The 19,343-nt window shown below is 37.7% G+C and carries 17 protein-coding genes and 1 pseudogene; 11 read left to right on the top strand and 7 right to left on the bottom strand.

What is annotated here, in order from left to right; translation table 11 throughout:
• Window positions 1-162 precede the first annotated feature (162 nt).
• Both PDT38_RS12745 and PDT38_RS12740 read right to left on the bottom strand, forming a co-directional pair.
• A complete protein-coding gene (locus PDT38_RS12745) occupies window positions 163-966 on the bottom strand; it encodes a YihY/virulence factor BrkB family protein (RefSeq protein WP_270802155.1) in 804 nt (267 codons plus the stop codon).
• Window positions 967-975: 9 nt separating this feature from the next.
• Complete coding sequence (locus PDT38_RS12740; protein WP_270802086.1) at window positions 976-1,293, bottom strand: hypothetical protein; 318 nt, start codon at window positions 1,291-1,293, stop codon at window positions 976-978.
• A 181-nt stretch (window positions 1,294-1,474) separates the two neighbouring features.
• Here PDT38_RS12740 and PDT38_RS12735 point away from each other — a divergent pair, with 181 nt between their 5' ends.
• The 5 genes and pseudogenes from PDT38_RS12735 (at window position 1,475) to PDT38_RS12715 (ending at window position 9,068) form a co-directional block, all read left to right on the top strand.
• On the top strand, window positions 1,475-2,833 hold the full coding sequence (locus tag PDT38_RS12735) for an alanine/glycine:cation symporter family protein (protein WP_270802084.1): 1,359 nt from the start codon (window positions 1,475-1,477) through the stop codon (window positions 2,831-2,833).
• 53 nt (window positions 2,834-2,886) lie between these two features.
• Window positions 2,887-3,087 carry a DUF1128 domain-containing protein gene (locus tag PDT38_RS12730; protein WP_270802083.1) on the top strand — a complete coding sequence of 67 codons (201 nt, stop codon included), beginning with the start codon at window positions 2,887-2,889 and terminating at the stop codon, window positions 3,085-3,087.
• A gap of 178 nt (window positions 3,088-3,265) precedes the next feature.
• Window positions 3,266-6,823, top strand: a pseudogene (locus PDT38_RS12725) (bifunctional 2',3'-cyclic-nucleotide 2'-phosphodiesterase/3'-nucleotidase); the annotation flags it as partial.
• 28 nt (window positions 6,824-6,851) lie between these two features.
• Window positions 6,852-7,541, top strand: coding sequence for a YukJ family protein (locus PDT38_RS12720; protein WP_270802082.1), 690 nt, complete (start codon window positions 6,852-6,854; stop codon window positions 7,539-7,541).
• 1,197 nt (window positions 7,542-8,738) lie between these two features.
• Window positions 8,739-9,068 carry a DnaJ family domain-containing protein gene (locus PDT38_RS12715; protein ID WP_270802081.1) on the top strand — a complete coding sequence of 110 codons (330 nt, stop codon included), beginning with the start codon at window positions 8,739-8,741 and terminating at the stop codon, window positions 9,066-9,068.
• 64 nt (window positions 9,069-9,132) lie between these two features.
• Here the strand turns inward: PDT38_RS12715 and PDT38_RS12710 are convergent, their stop codons facing one another.
• Window positions 9,133-9,813, bottom strand: coding sequence for an NAD(P)H-dependent oxidoreductase (locus PDT38_RS12710; RefSeq protein WP_270802077.1), 681 nt, complete (start codon window positions 9,811-9,813; stop codon window positions 9,133-9,135).
• 128 nt (window positions 9,814-9,941) lie between these two features.
• Between PDT38_RS12710 and PDT38_RS12705 the strand changes: the two genes are divergently transcribed.
• Window positions 9,942-10,328: a winged helix-turn-helix transcriptional regulator gene (locus PDT38_RS12705; RefSeq protein ID WP_270802075.1), complete on the top strand. Its 387-nt coding sequence runs from the start codon at window positions 9,942-9,944 to the stop codon at window positions 10,326-10,328.
• Here the strand turns inward: PDT38_RS12705 and PDT38_RS12700 are convergent.
• Complete coding sequence (locus tag PDT38_RS12700; RefSeq protein ID WP_270802073.1) at window positions 10,325-11,236, bottom strand: alpha/beta hydrolase; 912 nt, start codon at window positions 11,234-11,236, stop codon at window positions 10,325-10,327. The two genes, PDT38_RS12705 and PDT38_RS12700, sit on opposite strands and share 4 nt — an antisense overlap.
• Window positions 11,237-11,386: 150 nt before the next feature.
• Between PDT38_RS12700 and PDT38_RS12695 the strand changes: the two genes are divergently transcribed.
• The 3 genes from PDT38_RS12695 to PDT38_RS12685 are packed head-to-tail and all read left to right on the top strand — an operon-like array spanning window position 11,387 to window position 12,687.
• On the top strand, window positions 11,387-11,947 hold the full coding sequence (locus PDT38_RS12695; RefSeq protein ID WP_270802071.1) for a TetR/AcrR family transcriptional regulator: 561 nt from the start codon (window positions 11,387-11,389) through the stop codon (window positions 11,945-11,947).
• Between the two features lie 15 nt (window positions 11,948-11,962).
• A complete protein-coding gene (locus PDT38_RS12690) occupies window positions 11,963-12,310 on the top strand; it encodes a DMT family transporter (protein WP_270802070.1) in 348 nt (115 codons plus the stop codon).
• Window positions 12,307-12,687 carry a YvaD family protein gene (locus tag PDT38_RS12685; RefSeq protein ID WP_270802069.1) on the top strand — a complete coding sequence of 127 codons (381 nt, stop codon included), beginning with the start codon at window positions 12,307-12,309 and terminating at the stop codon, window positions 12,685-12,687. The genes PDT38_RS12690 and PDT38_RS12685 overlap by 4 nt, the downstream gene beginning before the upstream one ends.
• Here the strand turns inward: PDT38_RS12685 and PDT38_RS12680 are convergent.
• The 3 genes from PDT38_RS12680 to PDT38_RS12670 form a co-directional block, all read right to left on the bottom strand.
• Window positions 12,677-13,990 (bottom strand): nucleotide sugar dehydrogenase, encoded by a 1,314-nt coding sequence (locus tag PDT38_RS12680; RefSeq protein WP_270802068.1) that lies wholly within the window; start codon window positions 13,988-13,990, stop codon window positions 12,677-12,679. The genes PDT38_RS12685 and PDT38_RS12680 overlap by 11 nt on opposite strands.
• 81 nt (window positions 13,991-14,071) lie before the next feature.
• Window positions 14,072-15,112, bottom strand: coding sequence for a Gfo/Idh/MocA family protein (locus tag PDT38_RS12675; RefSeq protein ID WP_270802066.1), 1,041 nt, complete (start codon window positions 15,110-15,112; stop codon window positions 14,072-14,074).
• Window positions 15,109-16,218: a DegT/DnrJ/EryC1/StrS family aminotransferase gene (locus PDT38_RS12670; RefSeq protein WP_270802064.1), complete on the bottom strand. Its 1,110-nt coding sequence runs from the start codon at window positions 16,216-16,218 to the stop codon at window positions 15,109-15,111. The genes PDT38_RS12675 and PDT38_RS12670 overlap by 4 nt, the downstream gene beginning before the upstream one ends.
• 209 nt (window positions 16,219-16,427) lie before the next feature.
• Here PDT38_RS12670 and PDT38_RS12665 point away from each other — a divergent pair, with 209 nt between their 5' ends.
• Entirely contained in the window at window positions 16,428-17,327 is a 900-nt protein-coding gene (locus tag PDT38_RS12665; RefSeq protein ID WP_270802062.1) for an NAD-dependent epimerase/dehydratase family protein, read from the top strand.
• A gap of 28 nt (window positions 17,328-17,355) precedes the next feature.
• Window positions 17,356-19,332, top strand: a complete 1,977-nt coding sequence (locus PDT38_RS12660) for a glycosyltransferase (RefSeq protein WP_270802061.1) — start codon at window positions 17,356-17,358, stop codon at window positions 19,330-19,332.
• Window positions 19,333-19,343: the final 11 nt, after the last annotated feature.

The following is a 19,343-nucleotide window of genomic DNA, read 5'->3' as shown; positions in this document are numbered from 1 at the left end:
ATTATGTCAGAACGCTTTAGTGATATCCGTTTTGGCCGTTGGCGCTTCCGCTCGTTTTATGTTTAGAACTTTGTTTTGAATTTTGTTTATTGTGACTTCCGCCTTTTTTCGTATGCTTTGTCATGATGATCCCTCCATCTTGAACTTTTTAAAGGTTCATGTTTAGGATGCACGATGGGCCGAATTTTTATGTAACAGCGCATTAATCTCTCCCCCTAAAATGATCATCATTCCGCTTAAATAAAACCAGATCATCAAGACAATGATTCCACCTAGGCTTCCATAAGTAGCACTATAATTGGCGATTTCACTGACATAGTATGAAAACAATATACTGACGAGAATCCAACCAACCGTTGCCGCGCATGCGCCTGGAAAGACAAATTTAAACGACAACCGTTCATTTGGAGCAAAAAAATATAGAGCTGTAAACACAATGAACAAAATGAGTGGACTGATAATCCAGCGAAGCGCTGACCAAGCCGTCAAAAACATGGCAGGTGTACCGTCAATACTGGCAATAAAGTCACCGATCGCTCTTCCGAATACCGGTAAAAGCAGGGCAATTAATATTGTCATGACCATTGCAACAGTCAGAAGGAGCGATGTCAGACGAATCATAAGAAAAGAGCGGTTTTCCTTCACTTCATACGCATGATTAAATGCACCGACAATTGCGCCTATTCCATTTGAGGCTGACCATAATGCCGCAATAATTCCAAAAGAAAGCAATCCTCTGTTCCCGGTGTTCAAAGTCTCATTGATGACAGGCATAGTCCCTTTCGGGGCGTATTGCTTAAATACGGCAATGATGTCCTCCTTTTGAACTGGTAAATAACCTACTAGTGTAATTAAGAATATCATGAATGGAAAAAGAGACAGGAGAAAAAAATAAGCAAGTTCAGCTGATTTACTGAATCCCTCATGAAGTAGAAATCGTCCCGCAAGCTTTTTTAAAAAATTGATCACTTTTCCTCACTCCAAACGCTTCCTGTTTCTTTTAGAGAAATGATCTCTTGTTTCTTCGATTCGTTCGATCACCTTTGGCGTTGTTTCTTTCAGTTCTTTTATCTGCTGATTTAAAAAGTTTAGATCATCTGAAACCGATCTGATTTTTTGTTGTATACAATTGGTGAGTTGATCTGGTTGCTCTCGGAAGCGGCGGACTTTGTCTGTATAGGCCGCGATTTTTAAAGCACAGGCTTTTCTTGTTGGCTTATGAATGAGTGACATGATGAAACCGACAGATGCACCCAACAAGATATTTCTCATGATCACACGATCACCTTTCATAACAGATCTCCCCTTTTTATCATCTTTTCCCCTTATCCAGAAAGAAAAACATCTTTATTTTATAGTATAGAGTTTTTGTTATTTTTCAACTTTCGAAAAAAAATATGACAATTCTATTGACAAATCTCACGAACTTTCAGAATATTCTAGATAGACATATCAAAAAGGGGGATTTTTCACCTTGAATTATATTTCAAATCTCGTTGATCAAATCAATGGCTTTTTATGGGGGCCTCCGCTTTTGATCCTCATCGTTGGAACAGGTATTTTTTTAACATTTAGGCTGATTTTCTTACCGATTAGACTGTTGCCTTATTCCTTAAAACTTGCTTTTTCCAAAAATCAGGATAAATCTTCTGAAGGTGATATTTCTCACTTTCAGGCATTAATGACTGCTCTTGCCGCAACCGTCGGAACTGGAAATATTGTTGGTGTTGCTTCTGCGGTCATTGCCGGAGGACCTGGCGCTATTTTTTGGATGTGGTTTGCTGCCTTTTTTGGGATGGCTACAAAATATGCTGAAGCCGTTCTTGCTGTCAGGTTTCGAATCAAAGGTAAAAACGGTGAAATGTCAGGCGGCCCAATGTATTATCTGGAACACGGGCTAAAACAAAAGTGGCTAGGCGTGTTATTTGCTATATTTGGGGCGCTTGCGGCTTTCGGAATTGGAAATATGGTTCAGGCCAATTCTGTTTCAGGTGTTATGGAATCAACATTCTCTGTGCCCACTTGGGTAACGGGTATCATTGTAACAGTATTTACTGCTCTCGTTATTCTTGGAGGAATCAAATCCATCGGAAAAGTCACTTCTTTTTTTGTACCGATCATGGCCTTATTTTATGTCATCTCTGGCCTGATCATTATCATTTCAAACTTTGAGCTTGTCCCCGGTGCAATCAGTTTAATTTTTTCTGACGCCTTTACCGGCCAGGCAGTAGCTGGAGGTGCAATTGGAACTGTCATCCGTTGGGGTGTTGCAAGAGGTGTGTTTTCAAATGAAGCCGGCCTTGGCTCAGCACCAATTGCAGCGGCGGCTGCGAAAACTGATATGCCTGCTCGACAAGCACTTGTGTCAATGACTCAAGTATTCATTGATACACTGGTTGTTTGCTCGATCACAGGTATTTCAATTATTATGGGTGACATGTATACATTAGAAAAAAATGATGCCTTGACATCGTTAACTTTCGGACATTTCCTAGGCCCAGCTGGGTCAACAATTGTCGCAGTCGGCTTACTGTTATTCGCCTATTCAACTATTCTCGGGTGGTCTTATTATGGAGAGAAATGTTTTACTTACCTAGTCAATGAAAAATATGCGTTTTTCTATCGGATGATATTTGTGATTGCCGTATTTTTTGGAGCCATTTTTAAAGACAACTTCGTTTGGGCTCTTGCCGATATGTTAAACGGTTTGATGGCTATTCCGAACTTAATCGGGCTCATCGGGTTAACAGGAATTGTTGTCTATGAATCAAAACAAGTCGTCACTAAAATCAAAGCGGAAAAACAAGCCAAACAAAATAGCCTTTCCCCATAGTGAAATTTTGTTACAATAGAAGCCCCTACATTTTCTAGAAAGGAAGTGCTTCATTGTCTGATCTGAATAAAATGATTGATGAGATCTCACAAAAGTTGAACATGCTAAATATTGGCGTGATAAAAGCAGAAGACTTCAGTAATGAAAAACTTGAAGATCTTGAATATCTGCATCAAATGATTATGAAAAAGAAAACTTTCAGTCCAAGTGAAATGCGAGCGATTGCCGAGGAATTGGCAGCATTGCGAAAGTAATCATCGCTATCAAGGCGGATCTCCCAGTTGATCCGCCTTGTTTATACATAAATCCTCTATTAGTTAGTCAAACTAAACCCTTAACAAATATCTTTGTATTATTTTTACAATATCCTCTTCATTATTTCACAAAAAATTTTTACACTAGAGTTATCATCATTTGAAAGGTGGAGAAATAGTGGGAGTACAGAACAGATGGTTTTCGAGGAAAAACATTTTCCGCATCCTAATTCCGTCAGCAATGATTCATCACTTACTTTTTTCTCACACACAAATTCATGCAAAAGAACAAACCAAAGATCCGCTAATCAATCTTAGTATTTTGGCGACAACCGATGTTCACGCCCATATGATGGATTATGATTATTATGCTGACAAACAGACAACCCAGTTCGGGCTTGCTCGGACGGCACAGCTGATTGAAGAGCATCGAAGTAAACAACCAAATACACTGCTTGTCGATAATGGTGACCTTATTCAAGGAAACCCTCTTGGAGAATACGTCTTCAAACATGAACGAGAACAGATCATATACAAAGCAAAAATTCATCCAATCATTGATGTCATGAACAAACTGAACTATGATGCCGGTACATTGGGAAATCATGAATTTAACTATGGACTAGAATTTTTAGATGGAACAATAAAAGGCGCTAAATTCCCCATTGTTAATGCCAATATTAAAACAAAGGATGGAAAACACAAATATCGACCATTCCATATCGAAGAACGAACATTTGTCGATGACAAGGGACAAAACCAGCAGCTTAAAATAGGGTATATCGGGTTTACCCCTCCACAAATTTTAACTTGGGACCATAAGCATCTTGAGGGAAAATTAACTGTGCAAGATATAACTGAATCAGCCCAAGAAATGATTCCGAAAATGAAAGCGGAAGGAGCAGACTTGATTATCGCTCTCGCGCATTCTGGTATTGAAACGAAACAACTGCCAAAAGGCGCTGAAAATGCTGTATTTGATTTAGCTCTCAAAGCCGATGGAATCGATGCGATTATTTCAGGTCATCAGCATAATCTATTCCCAAGCCCTGACTATCAAGGAAATGCTAAAATTGACATTCAAAAAGGCACAATTAACGGAATTCCTGTCGTCATGCCAAAAAACTGGGGCAGTCATTTAGGCATCATCAATCTACAGCTTGTGCAAAATGCTGGAAAATGGACAGTTAAAGACCATGATGCAAAAACAGAAGCAATAGAGGGACGTGTTACTTCACAACATCAAACCGTGACTGAGTCCATCAAAAGTACCCATGAAAAGACATTGCAATTTGTCCGCAAACCAATTGGCAAAACTGAAATTGATATTAACAGCTTTTTCTCGCAAGTTGTCGATGATCCATCCATTCAGATCGTCGCTGATGCACAGAAATGGTACGCCCGAGATGTGATAAAAGGCACCAAATATGAAAACTTGCCAATTCTATCAGCAAGTGCTCCATTTAAAGCAGGCGGCCGCAATGGACCTGATTACTATACAAATATTCGTGCCGGTGATTTGGCGATTAAACATATCGGTGATCTGTATTTATATGATAATACGCTTTATATCGTCAAACTGACAGGAAGTGAAGTGAAGGACTGGCTTGAGATGTCAGCGGGACAGTTTAATCAAATTGACCCTTCCAACACCGGGGAACAGGCTCTGCTTCATCAAGACTTTAGGTCATATAATTATGATGTGATTGATGGTGTAACATATGAGATTGATATTACAGAACCTACAAAATATGATTTATCAGGGGCACTAAAAAACCCGCAAGCAAACCGGATTAGACATTTAGCATACAACGGAAAACCAGTCAAAGATGAACAGGAATTTCTGATCGTCACCAATAATTACCGCGCATTCGGAGGTGGAGGCTTCCCCCATTTGTCAAAGGATAAAGTTGTTTATACGGCAGCTGATGAAAACCGGCAGGTGCTAATGAACTATATCATGGCAAAAGGCACGATCAACCCGAAAGCAGACAATAACTGGTCAATCAAACCTGTCAGAGGGCCAAAAATTATATTTGAATCATCTTTACTAGCAAAACCTTTTGCGGAAAAATTGAAAAGCATCGATTTTGTAAGAGAATCAGCAATTCAAGGATATGGTGTTTACAAATTAACATTTGACGAGACTGAGCCACCGGAAGCTGAAAAGAACTGGACAGTAACAGTGATGCATACAAATGATACGCATGCCCATCTTGATCATACCGCAAGACGAGCCACAAAAATCAAAGACATTCGTGATAAAACTGAAAACAATATCTTGCTTGATGCTGGAGATGTGTTCTCCGGAGATCTTTATTTTACAAAATGGAACGGACTCGCCGATCTAAAAATGATGAACATGATCGGTTATGATGCGATGACTCTCGGCAACCATGAATTTGATAAAGGACCAAAAGGACTTGCTGACTTTCTCAGTGGAAATGGTCTGGCTGTTGATCCTAATAACCGGCATTTGTTTGAAGCCCCGATCTTCCCAATCGTTAGTTCAAATATCGATGTTTCAAAGGACCCCGTCCTCAATAAATGGCGTAAAAAACCGATGGTCTTTAAAACAACCCAGTATAAACCAAGCGGAATTTACCCTTACATTGTGCTTGATATCAATGGAGAAAAGGTCGCTGTTTTTGGATTGACAACAGAAACTACAAGAAATACATCAAGCCCAGGCCCAAATATAACATTCAAAAACGCTTATCAGTCCGCGAAAAAGACTGTCAAAAAAATCACTAAAACTGAAAACGTCAATAAAGTGATCGCCCTGACCCATCTTGGCTACAACCGCGATTTGGAGCTTGCCAAAAAAGTGAAAGGAATCGACTTGATTATCGGCGGTCATACGCATACACTAGTGGACCAATTGAAAGTTGTTCCAAACAAAGAGCCGACAATTATTGCCCAGGTTAAAGACTATGGTCAATTTTTAGGCAGAGTGGATCTCGTGTTTGATAGGAGCGGAGTCGTGCAAACCAAAAAATCCTGTTTTCAGACGATCACAATTGATGAAAAGATACAGGAAGAGCCGACAGTAAAGAAAAAGCTTGACCAATTTAAACAAGAGCTCCATGAATTAAAAACAAAAAAAGTTGGATTTGCTGCTGTTCCGCTTGATGGAAAACGAGAGCATGTCCGTTCAAAAGAGACAAATCTGGGAAATCTGATTGCTGACAGCATGTTAAACAAAGCAAGACAATCTGGCAGTGCTGACTTGGCAATCATAAATGGCGGTAGTATCAGAAACGGGATACCTCAAGGTGTAATTACCTTTAGCGATGTTCTTCATGTCATGCCATTTAGCAAAACAATTTATACTGCAGACTTAACAGGAGCTCAAATTGTCGAGGCACTTGAACATGGTGTCAGTCAAATTGAAAAAGGTGGTGGTGCATTTCCTCATGTGGCTGGCTTAACATTTACTTTTACACGCAATAAATCAGAAGGAAACCGGATACTGGCTGTAAAACTCATCAATAAAAAAGGTGAGTCAGAACCACTCGATCTAAAGCAAACTTATCGAGTCGCCACAACTCATTTTATTGCTAGTGGCGGGGACGGCTACAATGTCTTTAAAAAAGCAAAGAATAAAGTCAATTTGGGCTTTACAGACTATGAAGTTTTTATTGAACAACTGGCACAATCCGATGTAGTTGCACCAACTATTGAAAATAGAATAACGGAAGTTGTTTTACCAAATCAATTAAAAATGAGTTTTTGGCAAAAATCTGCTTAAGGAGGACATGAATATGCCTTTAAAAAATTATGGAGTTTTAAAAGGTAAAGCAGTTAAAACGATGCTAGGAAGTGGTGAAAAGCCTCATTTTCAAGTGCTTATTCAAGATGAGCAAGCAATACAGTATCGAATTGCGATTAATATTAAATCCCAAGCACATCCTTCAGAAGTATTGTATATGGTTGATGAACACTTTCATTCAGAGGACATCATCAAGTTACCAGATTTAGATTTCGGTTTTACTTCTATCCGAAATAATTGCCCAAATATTGGCCTTGATTTTATCCGTGGAAATTTATTAGATTCCAGTAAGATGATTCCTTTACCGCCAGATCTGGATGGAATTGATAACGATTTAAACGAAAAAATTCAATATTATGTTCAGCAAGCAATTGATCAATCAGCTATCATCTATGCTTTCGGAGATCGTTGGGGGCCAGAGGAAAACACTCCAGATCGTTATTTTGATTTTTTACCTGGAAACGGTATCCATGATATTCATATGAATCAGGGGAATTTGGAACCGTGGAAAAATGACAATGGAATTTGGCAAGATGGGGGCATCTTGATCCACTTTGAACAAGAAAACAGGTGGGTAGCCATTTTTCTCGCTTTCCAATCTCAATCTTGGTGCACAGATGGAAATGGACACGCGGTCAAACCAGTTGAACAATGCAATCACAAAAATGCTCATTTGCAATAAAGTTGTAATTTACTTGAGCATAAAATAAACAAGAGGTCGATCGATATCTCCACTATTGGTGACTGGATTTATTTAATTGCATTATCATTATTAATCTTTGATATGACTGACTCGCCTACAGCTGTAGCAAAATCTATATCATCAAGCCAATTGCAATGCTGGTCACCAACTTTTAGTCAGGAAGTATCATTGATTGGTTCAACAAAAGGGACATCATGATAATGATGGACATGATACCTCACTTTCTTTAATCTATATCATCAAGTTCTTAATCAATATGGCTACTTTATTTTTAGTCCGAGTTCGATGACATATATCACAAAGCTCATTCCAGAAAAAAAAAGCGAAAACACTTTAACTCATTTCTTAGTTTAGTGAATTCTGGAGCTTTCTTAATCGGTCCAGCTGTAGCAGGCGTTTTTATTTATGCTTGGATCCCCTATTTTAGCGATCTACTGTAATGCTGTATCATTTCTATTTTCAGGTCTTATCATGCTTTGGATGCCTAAACTCGAAAAAACTGAACATCAAACCGAACAGCTAAAATGAGTTGGTCTGTTATTCGCCAAGACTGGATTGAAGTTTATCATTTTAGTAAAAACGCTTTATATACGATGACAATCTATTTTCTTTTTCATAGTTCACTTTTAATTACAGGAGCTCTTGATGCCTAGAAGCGACTTTCGCTAAAGATGTTCTTCATTTAACTGATAGCCAATACGAATTTTTAGTGAGTGTATCTGGAGCAGGAATATTAATTAGTTCATTATTCAACTCTATTGCAGTTAAATACTTTTCCATCAATCTATTATTTGGATTCGGCACGGTTTTATTTGCTAGTGGTTATGTCATGTTTTCACTTTCGACAACAGTGACTGTTACTGTACTTGGATTTTTTATACTTGCATTTTTTCTTGCTTTTGCTAACACTGATTTTTTAACCTTTTATTAAAAAAATGTCAATGTAAAGATGATAGGAAGAATCACAAGCATCTATAGTTTATCCCAAGCTATCCTTAACATTTTTGTAACTCTCTCAATAAGTTTGACAGCAAATCTTTTTACCGTAAAACCAGTGTTCATTGTAGGCTCATTTGTGATGTTATTCATGACAGTTATTTTATGTATGATGACCTTTTTACCTTCGAAAAATCATTTTTTTATTGAAGACTACGTATTAAAAAGGAGGAATGAGTGATGGAATATCGAGACCCGATCGGAGACATTCTCAAACAATCTGATCAATCTAAAGATTTGCCTGGTAAAGGTAAGCCACTATCAAAGGAGTTTTTCAGCGGTGACACATACCAGCATTTTCAAAAAATAGCCCGACATGCAGGATACCTGCCAGAATGGATCAAACTCCAAAAAAAGATCTCTGATGCGTTAAAAAATCTTAAATCTTTTAAGGAACTAGAGGATATCAACGATCAAATTCGCAAGTATAATAAAATCTGTCCAGCACCTTTTCAGAAGATCATGATAACTGAAGAAAACTACCATATACAAAAAGAGAGATGGGAATAAGTGATATAACGAACCTTAAAACAGATGGGATTTACTTTACCCATCTGTTTTCAATAAGAGTGATTTATTCCACCCATTCCACCACTTGATCCATTGGCTTCCTTGTTTTAGGGCGCGGCTCTTTCATCCGGTATCCGAATGCAGCCATAACTGAAATATCAAAATGACCATTTTCAAGCAGCCCTTCATTTTCTAAAAGCTTATGAACATCATCATAATTAAACCCTTCAATAGGACATGAGTCAATACCAATCATTGCAGCCGCTGTCATCATATTTGCAAGGGCGATATAAGTTTGTTTGGAAACCCAGTCAAACATCGCTCTGTCACTCTCAAGCAAATGAAAATCATCATCTTGAAAACTCTTAATTATTCCACCTTTTACTCTACTTTCAATCATATCTTCCGACCATTTTTTCACATCTCTTAATTGATGTGTTACATAATCAGAATCATATCTCATATCTTGTGCAGTTCGGCCGAGCAGCAAAACGAAATGACTGGCGGTTGGAAGCTGTCCTTGAGCTCCCCATGATACCTTGCGTAGCTTTTCCCGTAATTCTTGATTTTGAATGACAAGAAACTTCCAAGGTTCAAGACCGATAGAGCTCGGTGACAATCGACCGGCCTCTAATATAAACTGAAAATCTTCTTTTGAAATTTTTTTCTTTGGATCGAACTGTTTAGTAGCATGTCTAAATTCAAAGGCATTAAGAATCTCCTGTTTTTTTAATTGACCTGACATCATGCTTCTCTCCTTTTCTTCAGTGTGTATTTCTTTATCAAGTTCTATTTTAGTCGTTATAATAAAATATAAAAGTACGCACATTTTTGTTAGATAGTATCATTTTTTATACTAAGGAGAGAGTGAATATGGAAGATCATTCTGCAAACTGCACGATCCTAGAAGGATATTCATGTCCAGTAGAAGCGACAATTGACATCATCGGCGGTAAATGGAAGAGTATTATATTATTTCATTTAATAGATGAGAAAAAACGTTTCAATGAATTGCGGCGTTTAATACCAACCGTTACACAGCGCATGCTAACGCTCCAGCTTCGTGAACTTGAACGTGATGGAATTGTTCACCGCAAAATTTATAAACAGGTACCACCTAAAGTCGAATACAGTTTAACAGATTTCGGTGAAACACTGGTACCGATTATTAACCAAATGATGAACTGGGGAAAGGTACACGCCTCTACAATCAATAACATCAGAAAAAAATCAGCTGCGGAAAAGGTGCAGTATGATTAGTTGGTTGGTTCCACCTTCACTAAAAAATCCGTTAACTTTTTGACGTATTCCTCTCGGTTCTGACGAAACCCGTCGACATGTCCTGCTCCTTCAATTAAATACAGTTGTTTGAAGCCTTTTTTCCGCTCATACAACGCTTTTGCCATTTTCAATGGAACAAGCTGATCCTCTGTTCCATGAATAATAAAGAATGGTGTATCATTTCGTTCAAGATGCTTGACTGGAGAAATGTCAGAAAGACTCCAGCCATGCCTTCGCTTTATGAGCGTACTAGTCAACGGAATCAAAAACGGCACAGCCATTCTGACAGCTGTTTTCAATTGAAAGCGGCAAAGCTCGGTTAAATCGCTGAAACATGAATCAGCAATACAAAATCGAATTCTGCGATCTTGTTTCATCAATTCAATGGCTGCCGCCGCTCCCAATGATTCACCTAGCACACCGATCCACATGTTTTTGCCAAGCCTTTTCTCAAGTTCATTCGTCCACATTGCCAAGTCATTCTTTTCATAAAATCCGTATGAAACATGTGATCCACCGCTTAGCCCGTGGCACCTGTTGTCACAAAGCAACACATGATAACCGAGTGATTGAAACAGTTCGACATATTTGTATCCTCCAAATAATGACCATTTCATTCCGTGAGCTATGAGGATGGCTTTCTGACTTCCCGGGACAGGGAAAAGGATCGCATGGAGCGAACAGCCATCATTAGAGGTAATATACAGTTCCTCCTTTTGATGTGCTTCAAACACATCAACCATGATTTCACTGTTTTGAATCCCGTAACAAAATGTTTGTTCATAACTATTACGGCTTGGCAACACAAACAAATAACTGACAATTAAGCTAACGGCAAATATGGTGATTCCTAATCCTAAGATGATGAACAAAATTCCGATCCACACACTTCTCACCCTTTAGGCCTTTTTTCGTATTGTATTCTTCTGACATTTCAATGTGAGGCATTCAAAATATTTTACATATGTCTTCTTATTGGTGTACGATACCATTGGTACTTATAAATTATTAACAGTACCAAAAAGGAGGCAACAGCAATGAAAGAACGGTTGATCAAAGAAACGATTAGCATGATGCAACAAAAAGGATTTACCTTTACAATGAGCGATTTAGCCAAACAATTAGCGATCAGCAAACGAACAATTTACGAGCACTTCTCATCCAAAGATGATCTCGTTGATCGTGTTATTGATCATTTCATTTTTCAAATTAAAGAAAAAGAGAAAGCAATCTCAGCTAATAAACAGCTTAGTTTAATAGAAAAGATTGAACAAATTTTAATAAGCTTGCCGACAGAATTTGAATTAATGGATGTTCGTTTATTGACAGAGTTAAAGAAATTTCATTACAAACAATGGGAAAAGCTTGATTTGTTTTTAAAAGAAGATTGGTCCATTGTTGAAGAACTATTTGAACTAGGGAAAGCCGAAGGAATCATCAAAAAGATCCCATTACCATTATTCATTCAAATATATACAGGTAGTCTGAATCAGATTTATGATCCATCCTCATCACTCAAGAATCAGGAATCAATTGGAGAGGTCTTAAAATCTGTTGTCGATATTTTGTTACACGGTATTGTTACTAAACATCATTAAAGGAGAAGACATCTTATGCAGTGGCTCTATTTACTTTTAGCGATTCTTTTTGAAACAGCTGGCACAATTAGCATGAAATTCTCAAATGGATTTTCAAAACTCGTTCCAAGTATCCTATTACTCGTTTTATATGTTGCAAGTTTGATATTTTTGACACTTACATTAAAAACAATGGACATTTCTATTGCCTATGCAGTATGGTCTGGAATGGGAATTGTCTTTATTTCAATAATCGGTTTTTTTTATTTTAACGAAAGCATTAGTCTCATTAAAGTGATAGCTATCACTTTGATTATAGCTGGAGTCGTGATATTAAATATTATCAACCATCTTCCACAAATTCAAACAGGGGGAAAATTATGAGGAAATTAAAACCATTTTTCATGATGACTGATATTGGATTTATTTTATATTGGTTCGTTACCTTTTTTCATCTCATCCCTGTAAGTGCGGCATTTAAAGACTATGACAATCCGATTATTATAGCTTGGAATTGGTCTTTTTTTCCGTTAGATATAATGATATCCATCACCGGTCTGTTGAGTATATACTTACATAAAAAAGGGCAGACGTTATGGAAAAACGTTGCCCTTTCTTCTCTAGTTTTAACGTTTTGTTCCGGACTACAAGCCATTTCATTTTGGGTGTTCACCCAAGATTTCGATCCGGTTTGGTGGTCGTTTAATCTTTTTTTAATGATTTATCCGTTATTTTTTATTTACAGATTGATTACTGATTAAATAGAGGCTGGGACAAACCATTTCCAAGCTGGGCAACTTTCGCATTGCCTGAAGCCTCTTTTAAAATGCCTCTCGTGTCAAAAATCACTTTAGCATGTTGTAAAAGTCGTTCTTTCGGTAATTCAGCATGATCGGTTAGGAGTACAACACAATCGTATTTTTCCAATGATTCAGCATCAATTGAAGTGCTGAAAAGCTTTTTTTCATCAATATAGAGCTCAGGAACATGCGGATCATGATAGGATACCTTGGCACCAATCTCCATAAGTCTTTGTATAATATTTAATGATCGAGATTCACGGACATCTGCGACATTGCGTTTATAAGTGACACCGTAAATTAAAATATTAGCCTCGATTGGATTTTCAGTTCCCGCTAATTGTAATGATCGTTCCGCGATATAGCGGACGATTTTTTCATTTGTCTCTTCTGATAGCTGAATAAAATCACTCATTAAACCGCTTTTTTTAATAATAAATTGTAGATATAATGGGTCGACCGGTATACAGTGTCCACCGATTCCTGGGCCAGGATAAAATGCCGCAAATCCGTAAGGTTTTGTGTTTGCTGCATGAATCACTTCCCAAACGTTTATGCCGAGTTGCTCGCAAATCATAGCAAACTCATTGATAAAGGAAATATTAATAAAGCGATACGTATTTTCTAGTAGTTTTGTAAGTTCAGCAGTTTCTGGTGATGTGACAGGGATAACTTCTTGATAAATACAGCTGTACAAATCATACACCTTTTTCAGGCATCCTTCTGTTGTCCCCCCAACTACTTTTGGAACGACCTCAATCGGAAACTGATTTCCCGGATCGACCCGTTCAGGAGAATAGGCCAAATAAAAATCCCGTCCACAAGTCAAACCGCTTTTTTCTAGGATCGGCTTAACGATATCTCTCGTCGTCCCCGGATATGTTGAACTTTCCAACACAACAAGTTGACCTTTTTGTAAATATTGGCTAATTGACTGGACCGCACTTTTCACATCGTCTAAATTAGGCTCTGAGTTCTTGTTTAGTGGGGTTGGTACACATATAATGACCGCATCAGCTTCTTTGATGAGCTGATAATTTGAAGAAACTCGAAAAAAACCGCTGTCAATTCCCTTTTTCACCGTTTCTCCTTTTATATCAGAAATATAGCTATTTCCTGCATGTAGAGATTTGATTTTTTCTTCTGCCAAATCAATGCCGATCACTGACACCTCTTTGGAAATTAATAACATAGCTAAGGGCAAACCAACAAACCCTAAACCTATTATTGCTATCGTTTGTTGCGGATTTTGTTTGTGCATCATAAAATCGCCCCTTCAGGTTCATTCCTTTAATAAAATATGTTTTGGTTGTTTTTTTGATAGGGACGATCTACCATTTTTCACTTATTTCTTTTTCAAAGCTGTTGTTTCAAATGATGCTAAAGGTAATGTCACAGGCTGTTTTGTCAATGTGGATTGATAGATTGCAAATATCGTTTCCAGTGCTTTTTTTCCTTCTTTTCCACCAATCAAAAGTGATTCACCACATTGAACAGCGTTGATAAAATTTTTATACATGAAAAACTGTTCATCCTGAATATCAATTAGTTTTGCCATCTCTTCTCGTTTGTCTTCTCCAGCAACAAACCAACGGCTGATTTGGTTTAAAGAAGGACCTTCCAGAGAAATTGTTCCATTTTCTCCAAAAATCGAAAGTGAGTTGCCCAAATTATTCGGTTGCGTCACAATGTTGGCTTCAATGACTCCTTTTGCCCCGTTTTCAAACGTTAGAACACCGACAGCTACATCTTCTGTTTCCTTTTTTAATGTTGTTGTGAGCATGTCGCCATATACATGGCTGACATCTCCTAAAAACCATTGCATGAGATCGAGCAAATGGATTCCTTGATTGACTAGCATCCCACCATCATGTTCCCAATTCCCGCGCCAAGAAGCCGCTTCAAAATAAGCAGGAGCCCGGTTGAGACGGAGGGATACCGCACCCAAGTAAAGCCTCCCTAATTTTCCTTGATCTATCGTTTCTTTGATCTTTTTCATCATTGGACGATGCCGCATTTGATGGCATACCATCAGTTTTAAGTTTTTCTGCTCTGCTAATTCAATGATTTCATTGGCATCTTTTAGTGATAGTGTCATCGGTTTTTCTAAGATGACATGTTTACCTGCCAATAAAGATTGTTTAGCGATTTCAGCATGCAGTCCAGAAATGACTGCAATGATGACTGCATCTATTTGAGGGTCGCAAAGTAGCTCAGTATAATCCTGATAATGGGAGATATTAGGATGACAACCAGCGGCTTCTCTCATTCTTTTTTTCTCTACATCACTAACAGCTAAAAGAACAGCATCCTGACACTTGCCCAGTGCATCAAGATGTTTTTTCGACATATATCCACAACCAATTAAACCAAAATGGATTGTCATCTTTCCCCTTCCCCACTTTCAAGTAAGACAGAAATCACCTGATCCTGTTCCTCTCTTGACAGAAAAGGACTCATTGGAATGGCAAAAAGTGTCGCTGATAAAGATTCGGCTACCGGAAAATCTCCCTTTTTATATGGTAATGAAGCATAAACGTTTTGTAAGTGAAGACAGCATGGATAGTAAACACCTGAATGAATCTGCTGTTTCTCAAGTGATTTGATCATATCGCTACGATTTTTCGCACCGATACAATAAAGATGGTAAATATGTGTACGGTCTGCTTTTTCCTGCGGTAGTGTGAGATGTGGAGCTAATGCTAATGATTCCTTGTAACGTTTTGCGATTTCTCGTCTTTGTTCATTCCAGCCATCTATTTCCTCAAGAAGAATCAGTAAGATGGCAGCATGTAATTCATCAAGCCTGCTGTTAAAACCGATTTTGTCATGAAAGTATTTTTTGTTTGTTCCATGGGTTCTGAGCTGTCTAATCTGGTCAGCAAGATCAGGATTTGACATGACGACCATTCCGCCATCACCTAAAGTGCCCAAGTTTTTTGTCGGAAAAAAGGAAAAACAAGCCGCATCTCCAAGACTGCCAACAGGACGGCCTCTATATTCAGCACCAAATGCTTGACATGCATCTTCAATCACAAACAGCTCGTGTTTTTTAGCAATAGCCATGATGTCATCCATATCTGCAGGTTGGCCGAAAATATGAACAGGAATGATTGCTTTTGTCGCTGTTGTGACTTTCTCTTCTACTTTTTTAGGATCAAGATTGTATGTGAGTGGATCAACATCTACAAATACAGGTGTTGCACCAACTCTTGATATCGCTTCAGCACTTGCAAAAAAAGTGAATGGTGTCGTAATGACTTGATCCCCTTTTCCAATCCCATAAGCTTCAAGTGTGAGTACTAAGGCATCAGTGCCATTGGCCACAGCAACCGCTTCTTGTACGCCAAGTTTTCGAGCAATTTTTTTCTCTAACTCTTTCACTTTTGGACCCAATATATATTGTCCGCTATCTAAAACTTCTTCCATTTTTTTTAAAACCTCTTCTTTTACTGCTTGAAACTGCTTTTTTAAATGAATTAATGGGATCATGAAGTTTCCTCCTTATTTGGCAACATCCTAAAGATAACTTATGATGTCATTGGATTGTTTGCTACGTCTGAGGAAACCATTATCGTGCCTATAGCAATTAAAAGAGAAAGACATAATATATTAGAGAAAAAAACGATATTAATAGAAAGGTAGGATGCTACCATGCAAACAAGTGGATTTTCTCCCTTTATAGATAGGATGCAAGATCAGTGAATCAGCATTCAAAACTATTAATCACGGGAGCAGGCGGATTTACAGGTAAGCATGCATGCCGACACTTTGCAGAAGCAGGTTTTGATGTAACAGCAGTTACAAGATCAAATTTGCCAGATGATGGCGTAAAACTCGAGTTTTGCGATTTGACAGACCAAGAAGCTGTAATTCGTTTAATCCAAAAGACAGAACCTCAATATCTCCTCCATTTAGCTGGGCAAAATCATGTTGGACAATCATGGATTGATCCTGTTTCATCTTTGGAAAATAATCTTTTACCTACTTTGTATTTAATTGAAGCACTACGTCACGAAAATCCAGATTGTAAAATTTGTGTCGCCGGCTCAGTTTTGCAATTTGATCTCAATGACTTATCAACTCTTCCCCACCCATATAGTTTAAGTAAAACAATGCAAACCTTTGTTGCTCAGGCCTGGGAAACCTTATATCAGATGCAAATCATCATTGCAAAGCCTTCGAATTTAATTGGACCGGGATTTTCTCAAGGAGTCTGTGCTATTTTCGCCAAACAAATAGTCGATATGGAGAATCATCATGCTGAAAAGGTTCTCAAAGTGGATAATCCAAATGTTGTCCGCGATTTCTTAGATGTAAGAGACGTTGTCCGTGCCTATGAAACACTATTTTCAAAAGGAAAACCTGGAGAGAGTTATGAAATTGCGTCAGGTACGCTTCACTCGCTTCAAGAAGTGATCAGTGGTTATCAAAAGCTGACTGCCATAGATTTCAAAGTCAAAACAGAAACAGATGAAAAGATCGAAACTAAACTTGATCTTAATCCTGCAAAAGTTAAGGAATTAGGATGGAAACCGGTTATTCCGTTTGAAACATCACTAGCAGATATTTTGAATTTTTATCGTCATCATCATGAGTAAATCTTTTCATTTTGAAAGGTGGATACAAATGAAAGATGTAGGGATTGTAATGCCTGTTTATAAGCAAACCCCTGAGTATTTAGAGATAGCACTACGGTCAATTTTAAAGCAAAGTTATCAAAACTTTCATTTTGTGATTGTTTCTGATGGTGCGCCTCCTGAAACGATTGACATCATCCAATATGTTACAAAAGAAGATGACCGTGTACACTTGATTCTTAAGGAGAAAAATGAAGGCGTCGCAAAAACGTTAAACATCGGGTTTGATTACTTAATGGATATTGAAGAAGTAAAATATTTCACATGGGTTTCCAGTGATAATTATTATTATCCTGATTTCACCGAAAAGCTTCGAAATGCACTAGTAACTGCCCCAGAAAATGTTGGTCTTGCTTTTAGCAGTTTTCGACACATTGATGCTAATGGGGACTATTTACATTTGCAACAACCATCAATAGAAGAATTTTATAAATATCAAAACCAGCCAAAAGAGAACCTTCTTGATGTTTGTTTTATTGGGGTATCCTTTATGTATAAAAAACGGTTCGCAGCTATGATTGAGGGATATCATCTAGAACCTGTTGAAGATTATGAATACTGGCTGCGCTTAACAGAGGTTTGTGATATCGTATTTGTCGAAGAGATCCTAATGAATTACCGTACCCATTCACCAATGAGTGTTTCTGCTCGATTAAGAAACTCAAAAATTCAGCATCGCAGATGGAGATACGCCTTTAATCTTGCTAGACATCAGGCAAGACAGCGAAGAAACATTCCTTTTACTCTAACTATTGTTTACCCTGTCAAAGACGGGTCAGAAGAAACAGTTAGAAAGTTAGAACAGTTGTTAGAGCAATCCTATAGCAATTATAAGTTGATCATCATCGATCGAACGCTAGATCAATCTGCTATTCAAACTCTTCAACATATTGAAGATCCAAGGGTTGCTTTGATCCATTTACCAGATGCATCTGAAAAAGAAGCAGTTTGTAAAGGGCTGCTAGGAGCCGATACACCTTTTACACTCATTTATGGCAAAGGACAATTTCCTTCTTCAACACTCGTTTTATATCATATGATCATTAAAGGACACCAAATGAAAGAGCAATCAGAACGGCTTCCTTTTGCAGTTATTGATCAGGCACATCAGCGTGTAAGTACTCGTTCTGTTTTACTTGGTGAAGATTATGAATACGGTGAACTATACAAAACAGATATACTAAAAAGCAATTTGCTGGAACAACATCAAAAAATTAGGTTACCAAAAATATTAGTGAATTCGGTACCGAAAAGTGGTACACATTTACTATTACAAATTATTCTTGGTATACCTGGAATGAGAAGAACGGATTTTTGGGTTTTTGAAGAAAAGCACTTAAAAAATCTTAAAACTGGATATGTGGCAACAGGACACTTTGCCTATTCACAAAATCGTGAAAAAATGTTAAGTGATTCAGATATTAAAACGATCTTTATTTATAGAGATTTAAGAGATATAGCGGTCTCACTGGTCCATTTTGTGATGATCAACAAATATAACCATCCATGGAATCCTTATTTAAAGAACGGTTTAAAAAATCACGAAGAGCGACTGATGGCCATGATAAAAGGAACTGTTCTAAACAAAGAAGAACAGGCTAAATACGGAATAGGCATGCTTCCAAATATACTAGATTTCACTAAGAATTTTATAAGCTGGGCTGAAGTATCTGGAATTTGTATTGTTACTTTTGAAGACCTCGTTCGAAATGAAAGCTCCCAAAATCAAACAATTATGAAAATCATTGATTATTTATGGGGGGATCTTCAATCACTAAATATATCTAAACAACAATTATTGCAAAATATGAAACACAATATTAATCAAAGCACTTCAGATACATTCAGAAAAGGAAGTATTGGTGATTGGAAAGAAGAATTTAATGCAAGTCATAAAGAGGCGTTTAAAGAAATTGCTGGAGAGTTTTTGATTAGGCTAGGGTACGAGAAAGATGACAACTGGTAAACTTTTAAAAA

This window comes from Bacillus changyiensis, from assembly GCF_027706145.1.
Classification (GTDB): domain Bacteria; phylum Bacillota; class Bacilli; order Bacillales; family Bacillaceae; genus Bacillus; species Bacillus changyiensis.
This window is presented reverse-complemented; position numbering and strand designations above follow the sequence as displayed.

Coding starts and splice junctions, on each gene's coding strand:
- PDT38_RS12740 (WP_270802086.1), bottom strand. CDS start 1,293: ATGAAAGGTGATCGTGTGATCATGAGAAATATCTTGTTGGGTGCATCT.
- PDT38_RS12720 (WP_270802082.1), top strand. CDS start 6,852: ATGCCTTTAAAAAATTATGGAGTTTTAAAAGGTAAAGCAGTTAAAACG.
- PDT38_RS12715 (WP_270802081.1), top strand. CDS start 8,739: ATGGAATATCGAGACCCGATCGGAGACATTCTCAAACAATCTGATCAA.
- PDT38_RS12710 (WP_270802077.1), bottom strand. CDS start 9,813: ATGTCAGGTCAATTAAAAAAACAGGAGATTCTTAATGCCTTTGAATTT.
- PDT38_RS12705 (WP_270802075.1), top strand. CDS start 9,942: ATGGAAGATCATTCTGCAAACTGCACGATCCTAGAAGGATATTCATGT.
- PDT38_RS12695 (WP_270802071.1), top strand. CDS start 11,387: ATGAAAGAACGGTTGATCAAAGAAACGATTAGCATGATGCAACAAAAA.
- PDT38_RS12690 (WP_270802070.1), top strand. CDS start 11,963: ATGCAGTGGCTCTATTTACTTTTAGCGATTCTTTTTGAAACAGCTGGC.
- PDT38_RS12685 (WP_270802069.1), top strand. CDS start 12,307: ATGAGGAAATTAAAACCATTTTTCATGATGACTGATATTGGATTTATT.
- PDT38_RS12680 (WP_270802068.1), bottom strand. CDS start 13,990: ATGATGCACAAACAAAATCCGCAACAAACGATAGCAATAATAGGTTTA.
- PDT38_RS12675 (WP_270802066.1), bottom strand. CDS start 15,112: ATGACAATCCATTTTGGTTTAATTGGTTGTGGATATATGTCGAAAAAA.
- PDT38_RS12670 (WP_270802064.1), bottom strand. CDS start 16,218: ATGATCCCATTAATTCATTTAAAAAAGCAGTTTCAAGCAGTAAAAGAA.
- PDT38_RS12660 (WP_270802061.1), top strand. CDS start 17,356: ATGAAAGATGTAGGGATTGTAATGCCTGTTTATAAGCAAACCCCTGAG.